Source organism: Mesobacillus campisalis (assembly GCF_000986785.1).
GTDB classification, from domain to species: domain Bacteria; phylum Bacillota; class Bacilli; order Bacillales; family Cytobacillaceae; genus Mesobacillus_B; species Mesobacillus_B campisalis.
Genome location: NZ_LAYY01000101.1, coordinates 160932 through 177875, shown reverse-complemented (window position 1 = coordinate 177875; position 16944 = coordinate 160932). Strand labels below are relative to the sequence as shown.

Annotated in this window: 16 protein-coding genes; 1 reads left to right on the top strand and 15 read right to left on the bottom strand. The window is 47.8% G+C overall.

Annotation, left to right across the window (positions count from 1 at the left end):
• Positions 1 to 12: 12 nt before the first annotated feature.
• From yqfC to rpsU, 6 genes are all read right to left on the bottom strand, one after another.
• Positions 13 to 297, bottom strand: a complete 285-nt coding sequence (gene yqfC / locus WQ57_RS24785; RefSeq protein ID WP_046525902.1) for a sporulation protein YqfC — start codon at positions 295 to 297, stop codon at positions 13 to 15.
• 90 nt (positions 298 to 387) lie between these two features.
• Positions 388 to 885 (bottom strand): hypothetical protein, encoded by a 498-nt coding sequence (locus tag WQ57_RS24780; RefSeq protein WP_046526301.1) that lies wholly within the window; start codon positions 883 to 885, stop codon positions 388 to 390.
• A 32-nt stretch (positions 886 to 917) separates the two neighbouring features.
• The gene (gene floA / locus WQ57_RS24775) at positions 918 to 1919 is read right to left on the bottom strand and encodes a flotillin-like protein FloA (RefSeq protein ID WP_046526300.1); all 1002 of its coding nucleotides are present in this window, start codon (positions 1917 to 1919) and stop codon (positions 918 to 920) included.
• Between the two features lie 24 nt (positions 1920 to 1943).
• Positions 1944 to 3221 (bottom strand): NfeD family protein, encoded by a 1278-nt coding sequence (locus tag WQ57_RS24770; protein ID WP_241481655.1) that lies wholly within the window; start codon positions 3219 to 3221, stop codon positions 1944 to 1946.
• 270 nt (positions 3222 to 3491) lie between these two features.
• On the bottom strand, positions 3492 to 3938 hold the full coding sequence (locus WQ57_RS24765) for a GatB/YqeY domain-containing protein (protein WP_046526299.1): 447 nt from the start codon (positions 3936 to 3938) through the stop codon (positions 3492 to 3494).
• Positions 3939 to 3955: 17 nt separating this feature from the next.
• Positions 3956 to 4129, bottom strand: a complete 174-nt coding sequence (gene rpsU, locus WQ57_RS24760) for a 30S ribosomal protein S21 (RefSeq protein WP_015595024.1) — start codon at positions 4127 to 4129, stop codon at positions 3956 to 3958.
• A 204-nt stretch (positions 4130 to 4333) separates the two neighbouring features.
• On the opposite strand from rpsU, the gene WQ57_RS24755 reads away from it, so the two are divergent.
• Positions 4334 to 5260: a Na/Pi symporter gene (locus WQ57_RS24755; protein ID WP_046526298.1), complete on the top strand. Its 927-nt coding sequence runs from the start codon at positions 4334 to 4336 to the stop codon at positions 5258 to 5260.
• Positions 5261 to 5294: 34 nt separating this feature from the next.
• Here the strand turns inward: WQ57_RS24755 and mtaB are convergent, their stop codons facing one another.
• From mtaB to lepA, 9 genes are all read right to left on the bottom strand, one after another.
• Positions 5295 to 6641, bottom strand: coding sequence for a tRNA (N(6)-L-threonylcarbamoyladenosine(37)-C(2))-methylthiotransferase MtaB (mtaB, locus tag WQ57_RS24750; protein ID WP_046526297.1), 1347 nt, complete (start codon positions 6639 to 6641; stop codon positions 5295 to 5297).
• A gap of 5 nt (positions 6642 to 6646) precedes the next feature.
• Positions 6647 to 7396, bottom strand: coding sequence for a 16S rRNA (uracil(1498)-N(3))-methyltransferase (locus tag WQ57_RS24745; protein ID WP_046526296.1), 750 nt, complete (start codon positions 7394 to 7396; stop codon positions 6647 to 6649).
• An 84-nt stretch (positions 7397 to 7480) separates the two neighbouring features.
• The gene (gene prmA, locus WQ57_RS24740; protein ID WP_046526295.1) at positions 7481 to 8416 is read right to left on the bottom strand and encodes a 50S ribosomal protein L11 methyltransferase; all 936 of its coding nucleotides are present in this window, start codon (positions 8414 to 8416) and stop codon (positions 7481 to 7483) included.
• Between the two features lie 14 nt (positions 8417 to 8430).
• Positions 8431 to 9555, bottom strand: coding sequence for a molecular chaperone DnaJ (gene dnaJ, locus WQ57_RS24735; protein ID WP_046526294.1), 1125 nt, complete (start codon positions 9553 to 9555; stop codon positions 8431 to 8433).
• A 163-nt stretch (positions 9556 to 9718) separates the two neighbouring features.
• On the bottom strand, positions 9719 to 11551 hold the full coding sequence (dnaK, locus tag WQ57_RS24730; RefSeq protein WP_046526293.1) for a molecular chaperone DnaK: 1833 nt from the start codon (positions 11549 to 11551) through the stop codon (positions 9719 to 9721).
• Between the two features lie 31 nt (positions 11552 to 11582).
• Positions 11583 to 12176 (bottom strand): nucleotide exchange factor GrpE, encoded by a 594-nt coding sequence (grpE, locus tag WQ57_RS24725; protein ID WP_046526292.1) that lies wholly within the window; start codon positions 12174 to 12176, stop codon positions 11583 to 11585.
• Between the two features lie 101 nt (positions 12177 to 12277).
• Positions 12278 to 13309 (bottom strand): heat-inducible transcriptional repressor HrcA, encoded by a 1032-nt coding sequence (gene hrcA / locus WQ57_RS24720; RefSeq protein ID WP_046526291.1) that lies wholly within the window; start codon positions 13307 to 13309, stop codon positions 12278 to 12280.
• 153 nt (positions 13310 to 13462) lie between these two features.
• Positions 13463 to 14596, bottom strand: a complete 1134-nt coding sequence (gene hemW / locus WQ57_RS24715) for a radical SAM family heme chaperone HemW (protein WP_046526460.1) — start codon at positions 14594 to 14596, stop codon at positions 13463 to 13465.
• A 116-nt stretch (positions 14597 to 14712) separates the two neighbouring features.
• Complete coding sequence (lepA, locus tag WQ57_RS24710) at positions 14713 to 16548, bottom strand: translation elongation factor 4 (RefSeq protein WP_046526290.1); 1836 nt, start codon at positions 16546 to 16548, stop codon at positions 14713 to 14715.
• Positions 16549 to 16944: the final 396 nt, after the last annotated feature.

Below are 16944 nucleotides of genomic sequence, written 5' to 3'. Positions count from 1 at the left end.
CTTCCTCCTGAATCATTCATTGATATATATCACCTGGTCGATTTTCCCTTCAAGCAGTATCTCTTCCGGGAGAATGGTTTTAATGACAAACGCCTTCCCCTTCACCAGCAGCTGGCCCTGTTTCAGGAGCAGCCTCAGTTCTTTGTCGGAGAAAGCCAGTAAACCGCGGTGGTTTTCAATATAGATATGGATTTGTCCAATCATGGTGATACGGGGGAGATCCATCATGACATCAGGTGGAAGGTCCATTTTTTGGGTCATCCAATTTCGAATAAGCTGGCTCCATTTCTTTGCCATAAAAAAAGAACCCCCTTTCAACTCATATGTATGAGCTGAAAAGGGGTTCTAGCACATCTTTTTAACAGGATCGATCCGGGATGGACAAGCTTATCTTCGCCTCATCGTCCGGTGGGGATCCCGCGCTCTTGGCGGCCCCAGAACCTGAGCCCAGGCAATTCCTTCAATCAGGCGGTTGCCATCGGGATTCAGGTCCAGAGTAACAGGCTTTTCCTCGTTGCCAGCCTGGGCCGAAGCAGGGCCCCCGCTTACGGTACGAGGTTCATGCCTCGCGGATTCCATCATTTCCCGTCTTTTATCTTCATAAATTTTCTGGACATCCGTCAGCTGAGGGATGCTTGCAGCCGTACGTTCAGCCTTTTTTTCCATCGTTGGCGGCATTGGCTGCGCCGGCCTTTCAGATCTCTGCTGCGCCGGTCTTCGTTCAGGACGCTGGGGCTGGCCAGGGCCTTGGCGCGGTTGCTGTGACTGCCTTCTCTGCTGGGGCCTCTTTTGCTGCTCCTGCTGCTCCCCCTTTTTCCCGAACAATGTCGAGATCAGACCAATCAATATCATAAGAATGAATGGATTATCGAACAGAAATTCCATGGTTGGTCCCCCCTTTCAAAGCGGGATGGAAGTTATTCATCCTTGTTCTCGTCTTTTTTGCCGCCAGAAAGCTTTCCAAAGGAGTCTCTCATGTCGGTATCGGCAGAAATGTTCTGGATATTCATGTAATCCATCACACCAATGTTTCCATCTCTTAAGGCTTCGGCCATGGCAAGTGGAACGGTTGCCTCGGATTCCACAACTTTCGCTCTCATTTCCTGTACGCGCGCCTTCATTTCCTGCTCCTGGGCAACAGCCATGGCACGGCGTTCCTCAGCCTTTGCCTGGGCAATCTTCTTGTCGGCTTCCGCCTGTTCCGTCTGGAGTTCGGCACCAATGTTCTTGCCGATATCAACATCCGCAATATCGATCGAGAGGATTTCAAAGGCTGTACCTGCATCCAGGCCCTTGGAAAGGACTGTCTGTGAAATCATATCCGGGTTTTCCAGGACTTTTTTATGGTTATCGGATGAACCAATGGTCGAGACAATCCCTTCACCGACACGCGCAACGATGGTATCCTCTCCAGCACCCCCGACAAGCCTGTCAATGTTGGCCCTAACGGTAATGCGCGCTTTCGCTTTTACTTCGATTCCATCCATCGCGACACCGGCGATGAACGGTGTTTCGATAACCTTCGGATTAACGCTCATCTGTACTGCCTCAAGCACGTCCCGGCCGGCAAGATCAATGGCAGCCGCCCGCTCAAAGGACAACTCGATATTCGCACGGTGTGCAGCGATCAGGGCATTAACAACCCTGTCGACATTTCCTCCGGCAAGGTAATGGCTCTCAAGCTGGTTTGTCGTCACTCCCAACCCGGCCTTGTGTGCCTTGATCAACGGATTGATAACCCGGCTCGGGATAACCCGGCGGAGCCTCATTCCAATCAGTGTGAAGATGCTTACCCTAACTCCGGCCGCCAGGGCAGAAATCCAGAGCATTACTGGAACAAAGGTAAAAAGGACGCCGAGAAGCAGCAGGCCGAGCACAACGGCTACCAGCAAAAAAACAGTACCTGATGTCAATGCCATATCAATTCCTCCAATTCATCGTGGTCATTCCGGAACTTCCCGGACCACAACACGTGACCCTTCCGTCTTGACTATTTTTACTTTCTTGTCTTTCTGAATAAAACTTCCTTCACTTACTACATCCAGTCTCTCGTCGCCTACAAGCACGGTACCGGCAGGCCTTAGGGCTGTAACAGTCGTCCCTTCGAGGCCGATCAGTTCTGTCCGGTTCTTGTTCGATACATAACCGCCCTCTGTGCTTGTAGAATCAGTGAGAATAATTTTGCCGAATAATTTCATCCTTCTCCCCAACACCTTTACCATAAGGATGGAAACCAGAATTGTTGCCGCCATGGCAATCAAAAGGGTAATACCCATATGCATGACATTCCCGGAGGCCATGAAAAAACTGGCGATTACGGCAATAAAACCGAGGATCCCGACAATACCGCCTGCAATGAAAAATTCCAGGATCATCAAGCCGACGCCAATGGCAAACAGAATGATTGCTTCATACCCGGCCAGGCCAGCCACCATATGGCCGTAGAAAAAAAGCAGCAAGGAAGAAATCCCCATGAAGCCTGGTATCCCAAACCCAGGCGAGTATAACTCCAATACAAGCCCCAGGCTGCCAATCGTAATCAGCACCGATGTGACTACCGGGTTTGTAATGAATCTGGCAACCTTCTCCGCAAAACTCTCCTCCACCTCTTTGATGGCTGCCTGCTCAAACCCAAGTTCCGCCAGCAATGCATCCCGGTCTTTGACCGTTCCTTCCGAATAGCCAACTTCTAGCGCCTGCTCCGCAGTCAGCGTCAGAAGTTCCCCTTTTCCTGCCCCATACTCAGGCAGGTCGACATTTTCATCTGCCATCGCCAAGGCATAAATCGGATCCCTTCCAGATTCCTGGGCAGCACTCCTCATGGCAGCGAACCAGTAGGATTCTGCTTTTTTCCCGGCAGTGTTTCCGCTTTGATCAATAATCGCTGCCGATCCCATTACAGCACCAGGCACCATATAAATTTCATCGGCATTCAGCGAAATATAGGCGCCAGCCGACAAAGCCTGCTTATTTACGAAGGCTATTGTCCGCATGTTGGTGGATGTAAACAATTTCCCAATTTCGCCTGCTGCATCGACCGCCCCGCCCGGAGTATTAATTTCAAAAATAATGGCAGAAGCATCATCGGCCTCAGCTTCGGATACAGCCCTATCCAAAAAGGCATAGAGGCCTTTTTCCACTGTAGCTTCAACCGGGACAATATAAACGGTTTCATCTTGAGCCGATGGCAGCAAAGGGAAAGCCGACAGCGCAAGCCCCATAAGCAAAGTGAGCAATACCATCATCCGGCTAAGCCTCAATATCCCATTCCCCCTCTCTTGTTTAAGCGGCTTCCTGTATTACGGTCTAAGTGTCCGTTAGGTTTCATTCTTTTGGAAGGTTGAATAGCACCCTAAAGAATATGTATATTTTTATCATACCATAGACAGTCACTTTTATTACCAGAACATCCTTTAATTTCCGTCTCCGCGGAAATTCGGGAACACTAAAAAGGCCGCAAGCAAATGCTCACGGCCCTTAGTCACATTTTTTTATGAAAGGTGTTGTTGTACAAGTTTGTTGACGAGCGACCCGTCTGCTTTGCCTTTTACCTTCGGCATGATCGCAGCCATCACTCTGCCCATATCGGCCTTAGACGCAGCACCAGTTTCAGCAATGGATTGCTTGATGACGCTGACAAGCTCTTCTTCGCTTAACTGCTCCGGCATATATTGCTCGACATGTTCGATTTCGATGCGCAGTTTTTCCACAAGGTCTTGGCGACCTGCTTTTTCAAATTCCTGGAGGGAATCTTTGCGTTGTTTTAATTCGCGAGAAAGTACAGTCAATTCTTCCTCAGCCGACAACTCTTGCTTCCCGAGCTTGATTGCTTCGTTTTGCAAGGACGACTTCATCATCCGAATTGTCGTGAGTTTGTCTTTTTCCTTGTTCTTCATCGCTTGGATCATATCTTTATTTAAACGCTCGAGAAGACTCAAAATAATTCCACCCTCTCTTAGAACTTGCGTTTTCTGGCAGCTTCAGACTTTTTCTTACGCTTAACACTTGGTTTTTCGTAGAATTCGCGCTTTCTAGCTTCTTGAATTGTACCTGACTTAGAAACAGTACGTTTGAAGCGTCGAAGAGCATCTTCAAGCGATTCGTTTTTGCGAACAACAGTTTTAGACATTCTCTTTCCCTCCCTCCGAACACAACACACTTACATGAAAACACATGGGGAACCATGTACCTTGCAATTATAATATACTAGCGAAGCAAGGTCAACTGAAAATCATACATGGATTTAAGAATAATCATTCGTCCCTATTCCGGAAAAGATTTCGGCATGTCCAGCCCCTCCATTCATAGATATAAAAAGAAAGGGTGAGGGTCAATGGTCTATGCTTTTCTGTTCATCTTGTTAGTTGGAATATTTCTCTCGGGTATGATGATTTTAAGAAGAGGGCTGTTTCAATTGTCTGCGGACTCCATGAGAGGTTGGCTCGCCAGGATGACAGGCACACCTCTGAAAGGCTTGCTTGCAGGTACACTTGTTACAGCCATCCTCCACAGCAGTTCCGCCGTCATGGTCATCACAATCGGCCTGATCAGTGCAGGGATGCTTACGTTCAGACAATCAATCGGAATCATATTGGGATCCAATATCGGAACCACCTTCACCTTGGAATTGATCACCATCAATCTTGATGTTTTCATAGTACCCCTTGCTATCATAGGGGCCGTGCTGATCCTTGCCAGGAAGGAGCAGCACAGGAATATCGGGCAAATTCTCTTCGGCATGGCAGCTGTGTTCGCAGCCATGAGAGGATTTTCATACCTGGCCGGCCCCCTAACAAGTCTCCCGGTCGTTGAACAATGGCTGGCACAGTTAAATGACAGCCTTCTTTACAGCCTGGGAGCGGGAACCGTGATAACAGCAATCATCCAGTCCAGTACGGCCATGTCCGGAATTCTAATGGGCTTCCTGTCAGAAGGAACGATGCAGTTCAGCGCTGCAGTCGCTGCCATGTTGGGGGCCAATATTGGCACTTGTGTAACCGCGCTGCTCGCTTCTGCAGGGGCGGGGAAAGAGGCCAGGCTTACAGCGTATGCCCATCTTTGGTTGAATATTGCCGGAACACTTGCATTTTTGCCTTTTATAGATGATTACGCCCTGATTGCCCCCATGACAGCTGACAGGATGGAAGTTCAGCTGGCACATGCAAGTGTTTTATTTAATATCGTTTCTTCACTGCTGGTTCTTCCCTTTGCGGACAGGTTCGGCAGGATGATCATCATCCTTCACGGGAACAAAAATTAAAAAAGGAATTGCCGCAAGAGGCAATTCCTTTTCTCTATACCACAGCTTTTTCGGCAGCAGGTTCATCTTCCAGCAAGCGCACAAATTGGCCCTCATTGTAAGGATAGCCTGCCTTTAGAAGCTTGACTTTGACAATTTTGCCAACCATGTCTTCAGTGGCCGGCAGGATGACTTTCAGGTAGTTATCCGTATAGCCGACATAATGGCCGTCCTTCTCCTTGTACTCTTCTTCCGGAATGACCTCAAGCACTTCTCCTTCAAACTGGGAAGCATATTCCTTCGCCAGCTGGTCGGAAAGGGCAATCAGGCGATGGACGCGCTCATTCTTCACATCCTCATCGATCTGGTCCTCCATGCGGGCAGCTGGTGTACCCGTACGTTTGGAATATGGGAATACATGAAGCTCGGAAAACTTGTGTTCTTTAATAAAATTATAAGTTTCCATAAACTCTTCTTCCGTTTCTCCCGGGAAGCCAACAATGACATCTGATGTAACGGCAAGTCCGGGGAGCACCTCTTTAAGCCGGTCAAGACGCTCGCCGAAGAACTCCATCGTATATTTACGGCGCATCCGCTTCAAAACGGTATCAGAGCCTGACTGGAGCGGAATGTGCAAATGGCGGACGATTATATTCGAACGGTCGATCACATCGATGACCTCGTCCGTGATTTGGCTGGCCTCAATGGAGGAGATCCGCAGCCTCTTCAAGCCTTTTACCTGTGCTTCAAGGTCTGCAAGCAGGGATGCAAGGTTGTAATCCTTCATATCCTCACCATAGCCGCCCGTATGGATTCCGGTCAGGACAATCTCCTTGTAGCCGGCATCTACCAGCTGCTGTGCCTGGCGGATGACCTCCTGCGGGTCGCGTGATCTCATCAGGCCGCGGGCCCATGGGATAATGCAGAAGGTGCAGAAGTTATTGCAGCCTTCCTGGATTTTCAGCGAGGCTCTTGTACGGTCTGTAAAAGCTGGGACATCAAGCTCTTCATAGACACGGTTCTTCATGATATTGCGGACGCCATTGATTGGCTGGCGTTCTGTTTTGTATTGTTCAATATACTCAAGCATCTTCACACGGTCCTGCGTACCCACGACAATATCGACTCCAGGAATCGCCATGATCTCCGCTGGTGAAGTCTGGGCATAGCAGCCAGTGACACAGATAACAGCATCAGGATTTTTCCTCACCGCACGCCGGATTACCTGGCGGCTCTTCTTATCCCCCGTATTTGTAACGGTACATGTATTTATTACATAAACATCCGCGGTTGACTCAAATTCAACACGGTCATAATTTTGCTCTTTGAACAATTGCCAGATTGCCTCGGTTTCATAGTGGTTTACTTTACAGCCGAGTGTATGAAAAGCAACTGTAGGCATATTCCTCACCTCATTAATTCAAAATGGTAGGACGCGGCTGAAAGAAGGTATAGCGGTGCCGTCTCTGTCCTTAAGATCCGTGGTCCAAGTCCGCATGGCACAAAACCAGCTTCCTGGAGAATATGGACTTCCTGTTCTGTCAGCCCTCCTTCAGGGCCGAATATGGCCAGCAAAGACTCCCCCTGGCCTATTCTTTTAAAAACATCGGCAAGCACGGAAGCTTCTCCATGCCTCGCTTCTTCTTCGTATGCGATCAGACAGAAATCAAAACGACCTGCATCCTGAACAAGTGTTTTTAGCGTCACCGGCTCATGGATTTTTGGTATTTGATTCCTATGGGACTGTTCAGCCGCTTCCTTGGCAATTTTCTGCCATCGCTCGGCCTTTTTCCTGCCCTTTTTTTGATCCCATTTAACTACGGAGCGGCTTGCGATAAAAGGGACAAATTCGGAAGCACCAAGCTCTGTTCCCTTCTGGATGATCCATTCAAGTTTATCCCCTTTGGGCAACCCGCTCGCAATTGTAATGGAAACCGGAAGCTCGGGAGACCCTTCATTCCATTTTACTACGGCTGCCAGTGCTTTTTCAGAGGTAATTTCTTCAATCCGGCAGAGAGCGCTCTTCCCCTGGGCCGTCACACAGAGAATCTCGTCGCCTTCCTTCATTCTCATGACTCTGGCAATATGATGATGGTCGTCGCCGGTTATTTCAAAATGACCCTCTTCTCCTGAACCTGTCACAAAATATCTCTGCATTCCGACACACCTGCCTAAATAATAGTTAGCCCCAATTAAAAAGAGACAGCAGAAAAGGGACGGATAAGCCCCTTTGCCGCTGCATTATTTTTTTGCAATGATGGCCACCCAGTCTTCCATGGAGATTACTTCCTCAATGGCAAAACCGGCGTTCAGCAATGCTTCCTTTACACTTTCCTTCTTTTGCTGAATGATGCCCGAAGTGATGAAATACCCGTCTTTTTTTACTATGCGATAGGCATCATCGACAAAACGGAGAATCACTTCTGCAAGGATATTGGCAACTACTATATCAGATTCGCCTTCCACACCATCGAGCAGGTTGCTTTGGCGGACTTCAACCAAATCCTGTACCTTGTTCAGCTTGATATTGACCCTGGCAACATTGACAGCCACCTCGTCAAGGTCCAGCGCTTCAATCCGGCCGGCACCCAATTTGGCGGCGGCAATGCTCAAGACTCCCGAACCGGTGCCAACGTCAATGATCCTGTCCCCTGTTTGTACCGTACGCTCCAAAGCCTGGATGCAGAGCACCGTTGTAGGGTGGGTGCCCGTTCCAAAAGCCATGCCAGGGTCCAGTTCAATGATCAGCTCATCACTGCTGACCGGCTCATATTCCTCCCATGTCGGAACAATGGTAAACTTTTCGGAAATTTTGACTGGATTATAGTATTTCTTCCAGGCGGTTGCCCACTCTTCTTCATTTACTTCGCTGATTGTAACCCTGTTCTTCCCGATATCGATATCATATGAAACCAGGTTATTTACAGCCGCCTTGATCCCGTCGACCGTTTCACCCAGGAAACTGTTTACAGGCAAATAGGCTTTTATGATGACGCCTTCCTCCGGGTAGTCATCTGGATTGAGCTGGTAAATTTCCCCGAACTGGTCCTCTCTCTCCTTCACAAGTTCAAAAGGGTCCTCAATGACGACACCGCTGGCGCCCGCTTCATGCAAAATGTGGGAGATCGGTTCAATTGCTTCATTTGTCGTCAAGATTCCAATTTCAGACCATTTCATTAAAACTCACTCCTCTACTCACCCTTAAAGGCTCTTTTCACTTTTGAGAAAAAGCTTTCTTCGTGGTCCCCAAGCGGAGACTGCCCGCTTACATCGGCAAATTCACGCAGCAGCTGTTTCTGCTTTTCCGTCAATTTGGTTGGAGTAACCACTTTGACGATCACATGCTGATCTCCTGTACCATAACCCCTGACATTAGGAACACCTTTCCCTTTTAACCGGAACCTGGTGCCCGTTTGTGTTCCAGCTGGTATTTTCAGCTTCACCTTGCCGTGTACGGTTGGAACTTCAATTTCATCGCCAAGGGCTGTCTGGACGAAGGTGATAGGCATTTCACAATAGATATCATCGCCATCGCGTTCAAAAAACTCATGGGACCGGATATGGAAAACGATATAAAGATCGCCGGCCGGTCCGCCGTTCACTCCAGGCTCGCCCTTGCCTGCTACCCTCAGCTGCTGTCCGTCATCGACGCCTGCAGGAACTTTCACGTTGATTTTCTGGCGTTTTTTCACGCTCCCGGAACCAGCACATGTTTTACACTTTTCTTTAATTTCTTTTCCTGTTCCACTACAGTATGGACAAACCCTGCGGTTGACAATTCTTCCGAAAGGCGTATTTTGTTCGACATTCAGCTGTCCGCTTCCATGGCAGTGGCCGCATGTATCCACTTTTGTGCCAGGCTTGGCACCTGAGCCTTTACATGTATCACAGGTTTCTTCCCGCGGAACCTCAATGGTCGTTTCCTTGCCAAATACAGCTTCTTCAAACGATAAGGTCATCGTATACTGAAGGTCAGCCCCTTGCCTTGGCGCATTCGGATCACGGCGCCTGCCGCCTCCGCCGCCGAAGAATGTGTTGAAGATATCCTCAAATCCTCCGAACCCGCCGCCGAAGTCACCGCCGCCAAAGCCCTGGTTTGGATCTGTATGCCCGAACTGGTCGTAATGGGCCCGTTTTTGGTCATCGCTCAGCACTTCATAGGCTTCTTTTACTTCTTTGAATTTTTCATCCGCATCTGCCTCTTTGTTGATGTCTGGATGATATTTCTTGGACAGCTTGCGATAGGCCTTTTTTATTTCATCCTTGGATGCCCCTTTGCTGACACCGAGGACGTCATAGTAATCCCGTTTACTCATGATTACCCACTCCCGCTTCTTTTCACATAAAGGTAATTTTAACATTCCCGCTTTAAGAAGTGCAATATATTATCTTCGCATTCCATCCAGCGGGCTTCCATTCCCTCAAAGAAAAAGCCAAAGCCAAGTATAACCTGACTTTGACTTTCCCTTTGATATGAAATTATTTTTTATCGTCTACTTCTTCAAACTCTGCATCAACGACATTGTCATCCTTGGCTGCTCCGCCCTGGCCTTCAGCGCCCTGTTGCGCCTGAGCCTGCTTTGCTGCTTCTTCATACAGCTTTACGGACAGGTTTTGGACAATTTCCTGCAATGCATCCTTCTTCGTGCGAATTTCTTCAATTTCGTTTTTCTCAATGGCAGCTTTCAGCTCATCCTTGGCTTCGTTCACTTTTGCGACTTCCGCTTCATCTACTTTGCCTTCAAGATCCTTAAGGGTCTTTTCAGCTGTGAATACAAGCTGGTCTGCTTCGTTGCGGAGTTCTACTTCTTCTTTGCGCTTTTTGTCTGCTTCGGCGTTTTCTTCCGCTTCTCTTACCATTTTTTCAATCTCTTCGTCAGACAGGCCTGTAGAAGATTTAATGGTGATCGCCTGTTCCTTGTTGGTGCCCAGATCCTTGGCACGAACGTTTACAATCCCGTTTTTGTCAATGTCGAATGACACTTCGATTTGCGGGATGCCGCGAGGTGCTGGCGGAATATCGGACAGCTGGAAACGGCCGAGCGTTTTGTTATCCGCCGCCATTTGACGCTCACCTTGAAGCACATGGATGTCTACTGCAGTCTGATTGTCTGCAGCAGTGGAGAACACCTGTGACTTGGAGGTCGGAATGGTTGTGTTGCGGTCAATCAGCTTCGTGAACACACCGCCCATTGTTTCGATACCAAGAGACAGCGGAGTGACATCAAGCAGGACAACGTCTTTGACGTCACCGGAGATGACACCGCCCTGGACAGCCGCTCCCATTGCCACAACCTCGTCCGGGTTCACGCCTCTATGAGGCTCTTTGCCGGTTTCTTTCTTGATCGCTTCCTGAACAGCAGGAATACGAGTTGATCCGCCGACAAGGATGACCTTATCGATATCGGATGGGTTCAAGCCTGCATCGCGGAGCGCCTGGCGAGTCGGCCCCATTGTGCGTTCAACAAGATCAGCAGTGAGCTCATCGAACTTGGCACGAGTCAGAGACACTTCCAGGTGAAGCGGTCCGGCTTCGCCAGCCGTGATGAACGGCAGGGAAATCTGTGTGGATGATACGCCGGAAAGGTCCTTCTTGGCCTTTTCCGCCGCATCCTTCAGGCGCTGTGAAGCCATTTTATCCTTGGAAAGATCAATGCCGTTTTCTTTTTTGAATTGTTCAACCAAATAGTCGATGATGACCTGGTCGAAGTCATCTCCGCCAAGGCGGTTGTCGCCGGCAGTTGCTTTTACTTCAAATACGCCATCACCCAGCTCAAGGATGGAAACGTCGAACGTTCCGCCCCCAAGGTCAAAGACAAGGATGGTCTGGTCTTCTTCCGTTTTATCGAGGCCATATGCCAATGCAGCAGCTGTAGGCTCATTGATGATACGCTCTACTTCAAGACCGGCAATCTTTCCGGCATCTTTGGTAGCCTGGCGCTCAGCATCGTTAAAGTAGGCAGGAACTGTGATGACCGCTTTGGTTACACTTTCGCCAAGGTAGTCTTCCGCGTAGGACTTCAGATACTGAAGGATGATCGCGGAAACTTCCTGCGGCGTGTATTTCTTGCCTTCGACTTCTTCTGTATGGGAAGTTCCCATATGACGCTTGACCGACATGATCGTATTTGGATTGGTGATGCTCTGGCGCTTGGCTACTTCCCCAACCTGGCGCTCGCCATTTTTAAATGCAACGACAGATGGAGTCGTTCTGTTCCCTTCCGGATTAGGGATTACTTTTGGTTCGCCGCCTTCAAGGACAGCTACGCATGAGTTTGTTGTTCCTAAATCGATACCGATGATTTTACTCATAAAAAAACCTCCCCGTAAATATATGTAACACCTATTGATTTACTTTTACCATGGACGGACGGATCACTCTGTCCTTCAAAACATATCCTTTTTGGTATTCCTCCGTCACAATGTTCGAGCCGTAATTTTCATCGCTATCCTGCATGACTGCCTGATGGCGATGAGGATCGAATTCCTGTCCCACAGCCTCAATCGGCTCCACGCCTTCTTTGTTCAGTGCGTCAAGGATGCTGCGGTAAACCATTTCCATTCCTTGCATGAGCGACTTTGTCTGTTCATTGTCAGTTTCCATTTTCAATGCCCGTTCAAAATTGTCCAATGCAGGCAATAAATCGGAAACTAGGCTTTGTGCTCTATATTTTGCGCTGGCTTCAAGGTCGAGCCTCGAACGCCGGCGGAAGTTGTCAAAATCGGCCTGCAGACGAAGATAGCGGTTTTCGGATTCCTCAAGCTTGGCTTCGAGTTCTGCAACTTTCGCATCTTGACCATCTGTGCTTTCTGTTTCCACACTTTCGGATGCATCAGCAGCTGCCCCTGTCGAAGTTTCCGCTTCAGCAAAAACCTCTTCTGCTTCCTCCTGCTGGCCAGCAGTATTTTCCATTTCAGAAGTTTTGTTGTCTTTCATTTATCTTTCACCTCCCCCAAAAGAGTTATTGTATAAAATTGTAATTTATGGCATGGCAAGGGATGGAACTGTCCGTTCCACCCTTACCAATATTTCCATGCTCATTTGTTTTGATACAGGTCTGTCAACACCTTTGACAAGTCTGCACTTATATACTTGAGCAGGCTGATCACTCTTGAATATTCCATTCTTGTCGGGCCAAGAACCGCAATGGTCCCCAGCTTTTCCTCGCCCATGGAATAAGTGGCGGTAATCAGGCTGCAGTTTTCCATTGCTGTATTATTGTTTTCCCGTCCGATTTTGACATTGATGCCTTGAGGGTTTTTACGGATCAGCTGGGATATCCCGTCCTCCTGTTCAATCATGGCCATCAGACTGCGGATTTTTGCCAAATCATTAAACTCCGGCTGATTAAGCATATTTGTCTTGCCCCCGAAAAACACCTTTTCGCTTGAAGGGATGTCCAGCGTTTGGGCAATGGAATTCAACAGCAAATCATAGTTATTGATATGCTGCCTTAAAAGTGTTGCCACCTCTTTGTATATGCTGCTGTTCAAGTCAACAATCGGTACACCGCTCAAGCGCTCATTCAGGATATTGACCATCTTTTCGACATCGCCCGGATCGACATTGGATGGGAAATGGAACATCCGGTTTTCAACATGCCCTGTATCCGTGACGATAATGGCAATGGCTGTATCGGCAGTCAGCGGAACAATCTGCAGCTTTTTCAGCTTATTGTCCTGTACAGCCGGGCCGAGTACGATCGAAGTATAGTTCGTCATGTCAGACAATATCCTGGCCGACTTTTGGACGATTTTTTCGAGTTCATAAATACGCTCGGCAAAGATTGATTTAACTGTCATAATTTCGGAAGTATTCAGCTTCTGGGGAAGCAGCAGATGGTCGACGTAATATCTATACCCTTTTTCGGAAGGAATGCGTCCCGAAGAGCTATGTGTTTTTTCAATGAATCCCAGTTCTTCCAGATCCGCCATCTCATTGCGAATCGTAGCCGAACTAAATGAAATACTTTCTTTTTTCGACAAGCTTCTGGAACCAACCGGTTGCGCTGTGCGAATAAAGTCATCAACAATCACTTGTAAAATCAACACTTGCCGGTCTGTTAACACCACTCATCACCTCTGTTAGCACTCTGTGACCACGAGTGCTAAATCTAATAATAAATTATCAGTATTGGGCGTTTATGTCAATCATTTGAATCGGAAAAGCGCAAGCGCCTTGGTCAGCCCCGGCAAGCGCTTTTAGCAGCAAAAAACAGTAAATTATTTCAGGAAAGCCTGAAAAACTTCATTGCCCAGAAGCCGGCCCTTCCTGGTCAGCCTAAGATGGCCATCTTCTTGTTCAATCAGTTTGCGAGCGATAAGCCCGTTAATTTCTTCACGGAATAATTCAAGAAGGTCCTCCTCGAACTTTTCCTGGAAATGTCGAATTGAGACACCCGCTGTTTTCCTTAGACCAAGGAACATTTCTTCTTCCATTTGCTCGTTTCTTGTAACGGGGTGATTGTCATTCAAAGGCAGTTCCCCTCTCGCAAGAGGCTCCATGTACTTTTTCAATGGCCCATAATTGGACCGGCGGCGGCCTTCCACATAGCTGTGGGCACCTGCACCGAACCCATAATATTCTTCATTGTTCCAATACGTGAGGTTGTGGGTGCTCTCGTACCCTGGCCGGGCAAAATTGCTGATTTCGTATTGGTGAAGGCCATGACGCTCCATCTCTTCCATCAGCAGCTCATACATCCTGGCTTCTGCATCCTCTCCGGGAAGGGTGAGTTTGCCTTTATTCATCAGGTTATAGAACACCGTTTTCGGCTCAATAATCAGCGAATAACCGGAATAATGGGGCAGCTGCAAATCAAGAGCCGTTTTTAGCGTCTCCCTGAAATCATCCAAAGTCTGTCCAGGCAGGCTGTAGATGAGGTCCACACTGATATTTTCGAAGCCGATATCCTGTGCTGTGCGGATTGAGGTGAAAACATCCTCTGCCCGGTGGCTTCGTCCGATCGATTTTAGCAATTCATCATTGAAAGATTGAACCCCAAAGCTAAGCCGATTCACACCGCCAGCTTTCAGGATTCGCAATTTGCCTGGAGACAAGTCCCCTGGGTTGGCTTCAAAGGTATATTCTGCATCAGGTCCAAAAGTTAGCTTTTCACCGATGCTTGTGACCAAATAATCGAGCTGTCCTTCATCAAGGGCAGTCGGAGTCCCGCCCCCGACAAAAATCGATTCCAGGGAATCCATAGAGGACGTTTCCATTATCATATGCATTTCCTGGGCAAGGCTCGACAGGTATCCGTCAACAGGCTGACGCTCCATCAGCACCTTGTTGAAATCACAATAATGGCAGATATGGTGACAAAAGGGAATATGGACATACGCAGCTTTAATCAATAGCATCACGGCCTTTCCTGGCAGCCTGCAGCTTGTCCTGCAGACTGCTGTTTCATTTAATAAAAACAGGCCAGATCAGCCTGCCGTAAACAAGCGGATCTAACCTGTACTGGTGTTTATTTTTTGCCGCTATCGTCATCCATCTTCAGGACAGCCATGAAGGCTTCCTGCGGAACTTCGACAGAGCCGACCTGCTTCATGCGCTTTTTCCCTTCTTTTTGCTTTTCCAATAGCTTTCGCTTACGGGAAATATCGCCGCCGTAACATTTGGCCAAAACATTTTTGCCCATCGATTTAATCGTGGAACGGGCAACGATTTTCTGTCCGATGGCCGCCTGTACCGGCACTTCAAACTGCTGGCGAGGAATAAGACTTTTCAGCTTTTCAACAATGACCTTGCCCCGGTCATAAGCAAAGTCCTTATGGACAATGAAGCTTAGGGCGTCTACTTTTTCACCATTCAGCAGGATATCCATTTTGACAAGTTTCGATGTCTTGTATCCGATCAGCTCATAGTCAAAAGAGGCATATCCTTTTGTGCTCGATTTCAGCTGGTCGAAGAAATCATAAACGATTTCAGACAAGGGAATTTCATAGACGATGCTGACACGTTTTTCATCCAGGTATTGCATATCGATAAAAATCCCGCGCTTATTCTGGCAAATCTCCATGATTGCTCCGACAAAGTCATTCGGGGCCATCATCGTCGCTTTGACATATGGCTCTTCCACACGGTCAATTTTTTGCGGATCCGGCATGTTGGATGGATTATCAACCCTTACCTCCGAACCATCGGTCATGATGACATGATAGATAACGCTTGGTGCGGTGGTAATCAGGTCGATTTTAAATTCACGCTCAATACGCTCCTGGATGATCTCCATATGAAGGAGGCCAAGGAAGCCGCAGCGGAATCCAAAGCCCAAAGCCTGTGAGGTTTCCGGCTCGAACTGGAGGGCAGAATCGTTCAGCTCGAGTTTTTCAAGGGCTTCTCGAAGATCATTGAACTTGGATGAATCAATTGGATAAAGGCCGCAATACACCATTGGGTTTAGACGGCGGTAACCTGGCAGCGCCTCTGTAGACCCATTTTTCGCATTGGTAATCGTATCCCCGACACGTGTATCACCGACATTTTTAATGGAAGCTGTCAGGAAACCTACGTCTCCGACAGTCAATTCATCCACCATCACAGCTTTAGGAGTGAAAACACCCACTTCGGTGACTTCAAACTCCTTGCCGGTTGCCATCATTTTAATCTTGTCGCCAACTTTTACCGTCCCATCCACGACCCGGATGTACGCAACTACACCCCTGTAGGCATCATAAAGCGAGTCAAAGATCAACGCTTTTAACGGTGCTTCAGGGTCACCTTGCGGGGCAGGGACCTTTTGGACGACCTGTTCAAGAATTTCTTCGATTCCAATTCCAGCTTTTGCTGACGCGAGTACGGCTTCTGATGCATCTAGACCGATCACCTCTTCAATTTCGCCTCTGACACGTTCTGGCTCGGCGCTTGGAAGGTCAATCTTGTTGATGACCGGCAGTATCTCAAGGTCATTGTCAAGAGCCAGGTATACATTTGCGAGCGTTTGGGCTTCAATTCCCTGTGCGGCATCGACAACAAGAATCGCTCCTTCACAGGCAGCAAGGCTTCTGGATACCTCATAGGTAAAGTCGACATGCCCTGGTGTATCAATCAAGTGGAAGGTATAGATTTCTCCGTCCTTCGCTTTATATTTCAATTGTACGGAATTCAATTTAATCGTTATGCCGCGTTCCCGTTCAAGATCCATGGAATCAAGCAGCTGGTCCTTCATTTCACGCGAAGTCAATGAATTTGTCTTTTCAAGGATCCGGTCGGCAAGCGTGGATTTGCCATGGTCGATATGGGCGATAATTGAAAAATTGCGGATTTTCGATTGTCTCTTCAGTCTATCTTCTCTGTTCATTGCTGGTTCACTCCTACTATACTCGCGCATGCACATTATTTCTAGATTATATCAATAGGGAATTGAAGATTCAATGAAAAGTGAAACAAAAGCGGAACTGCATATTATGGTACTAAAATCCCGTTACATTTATGGAAAGCTGATATTCAACAAAAATTATAATTTATAAGCGGAGGAATTCCGGTTAATGTATATTGAAGGGGCTTAAGAAGCAGAAATACGCGGATATATTCCGCTTAACTACTCTAGTTTAGGCCAAAATGTAAGGATTATATTAAAGCAAACGGAAAAACTCCCCTTATATCACGGGAAATATTGTTATTTCCCATTATAAGCGGAATTCTTCCGTTTATTTTTAAACTCAGTCAAATTATTTTTAAACTCAGTCAAATCATC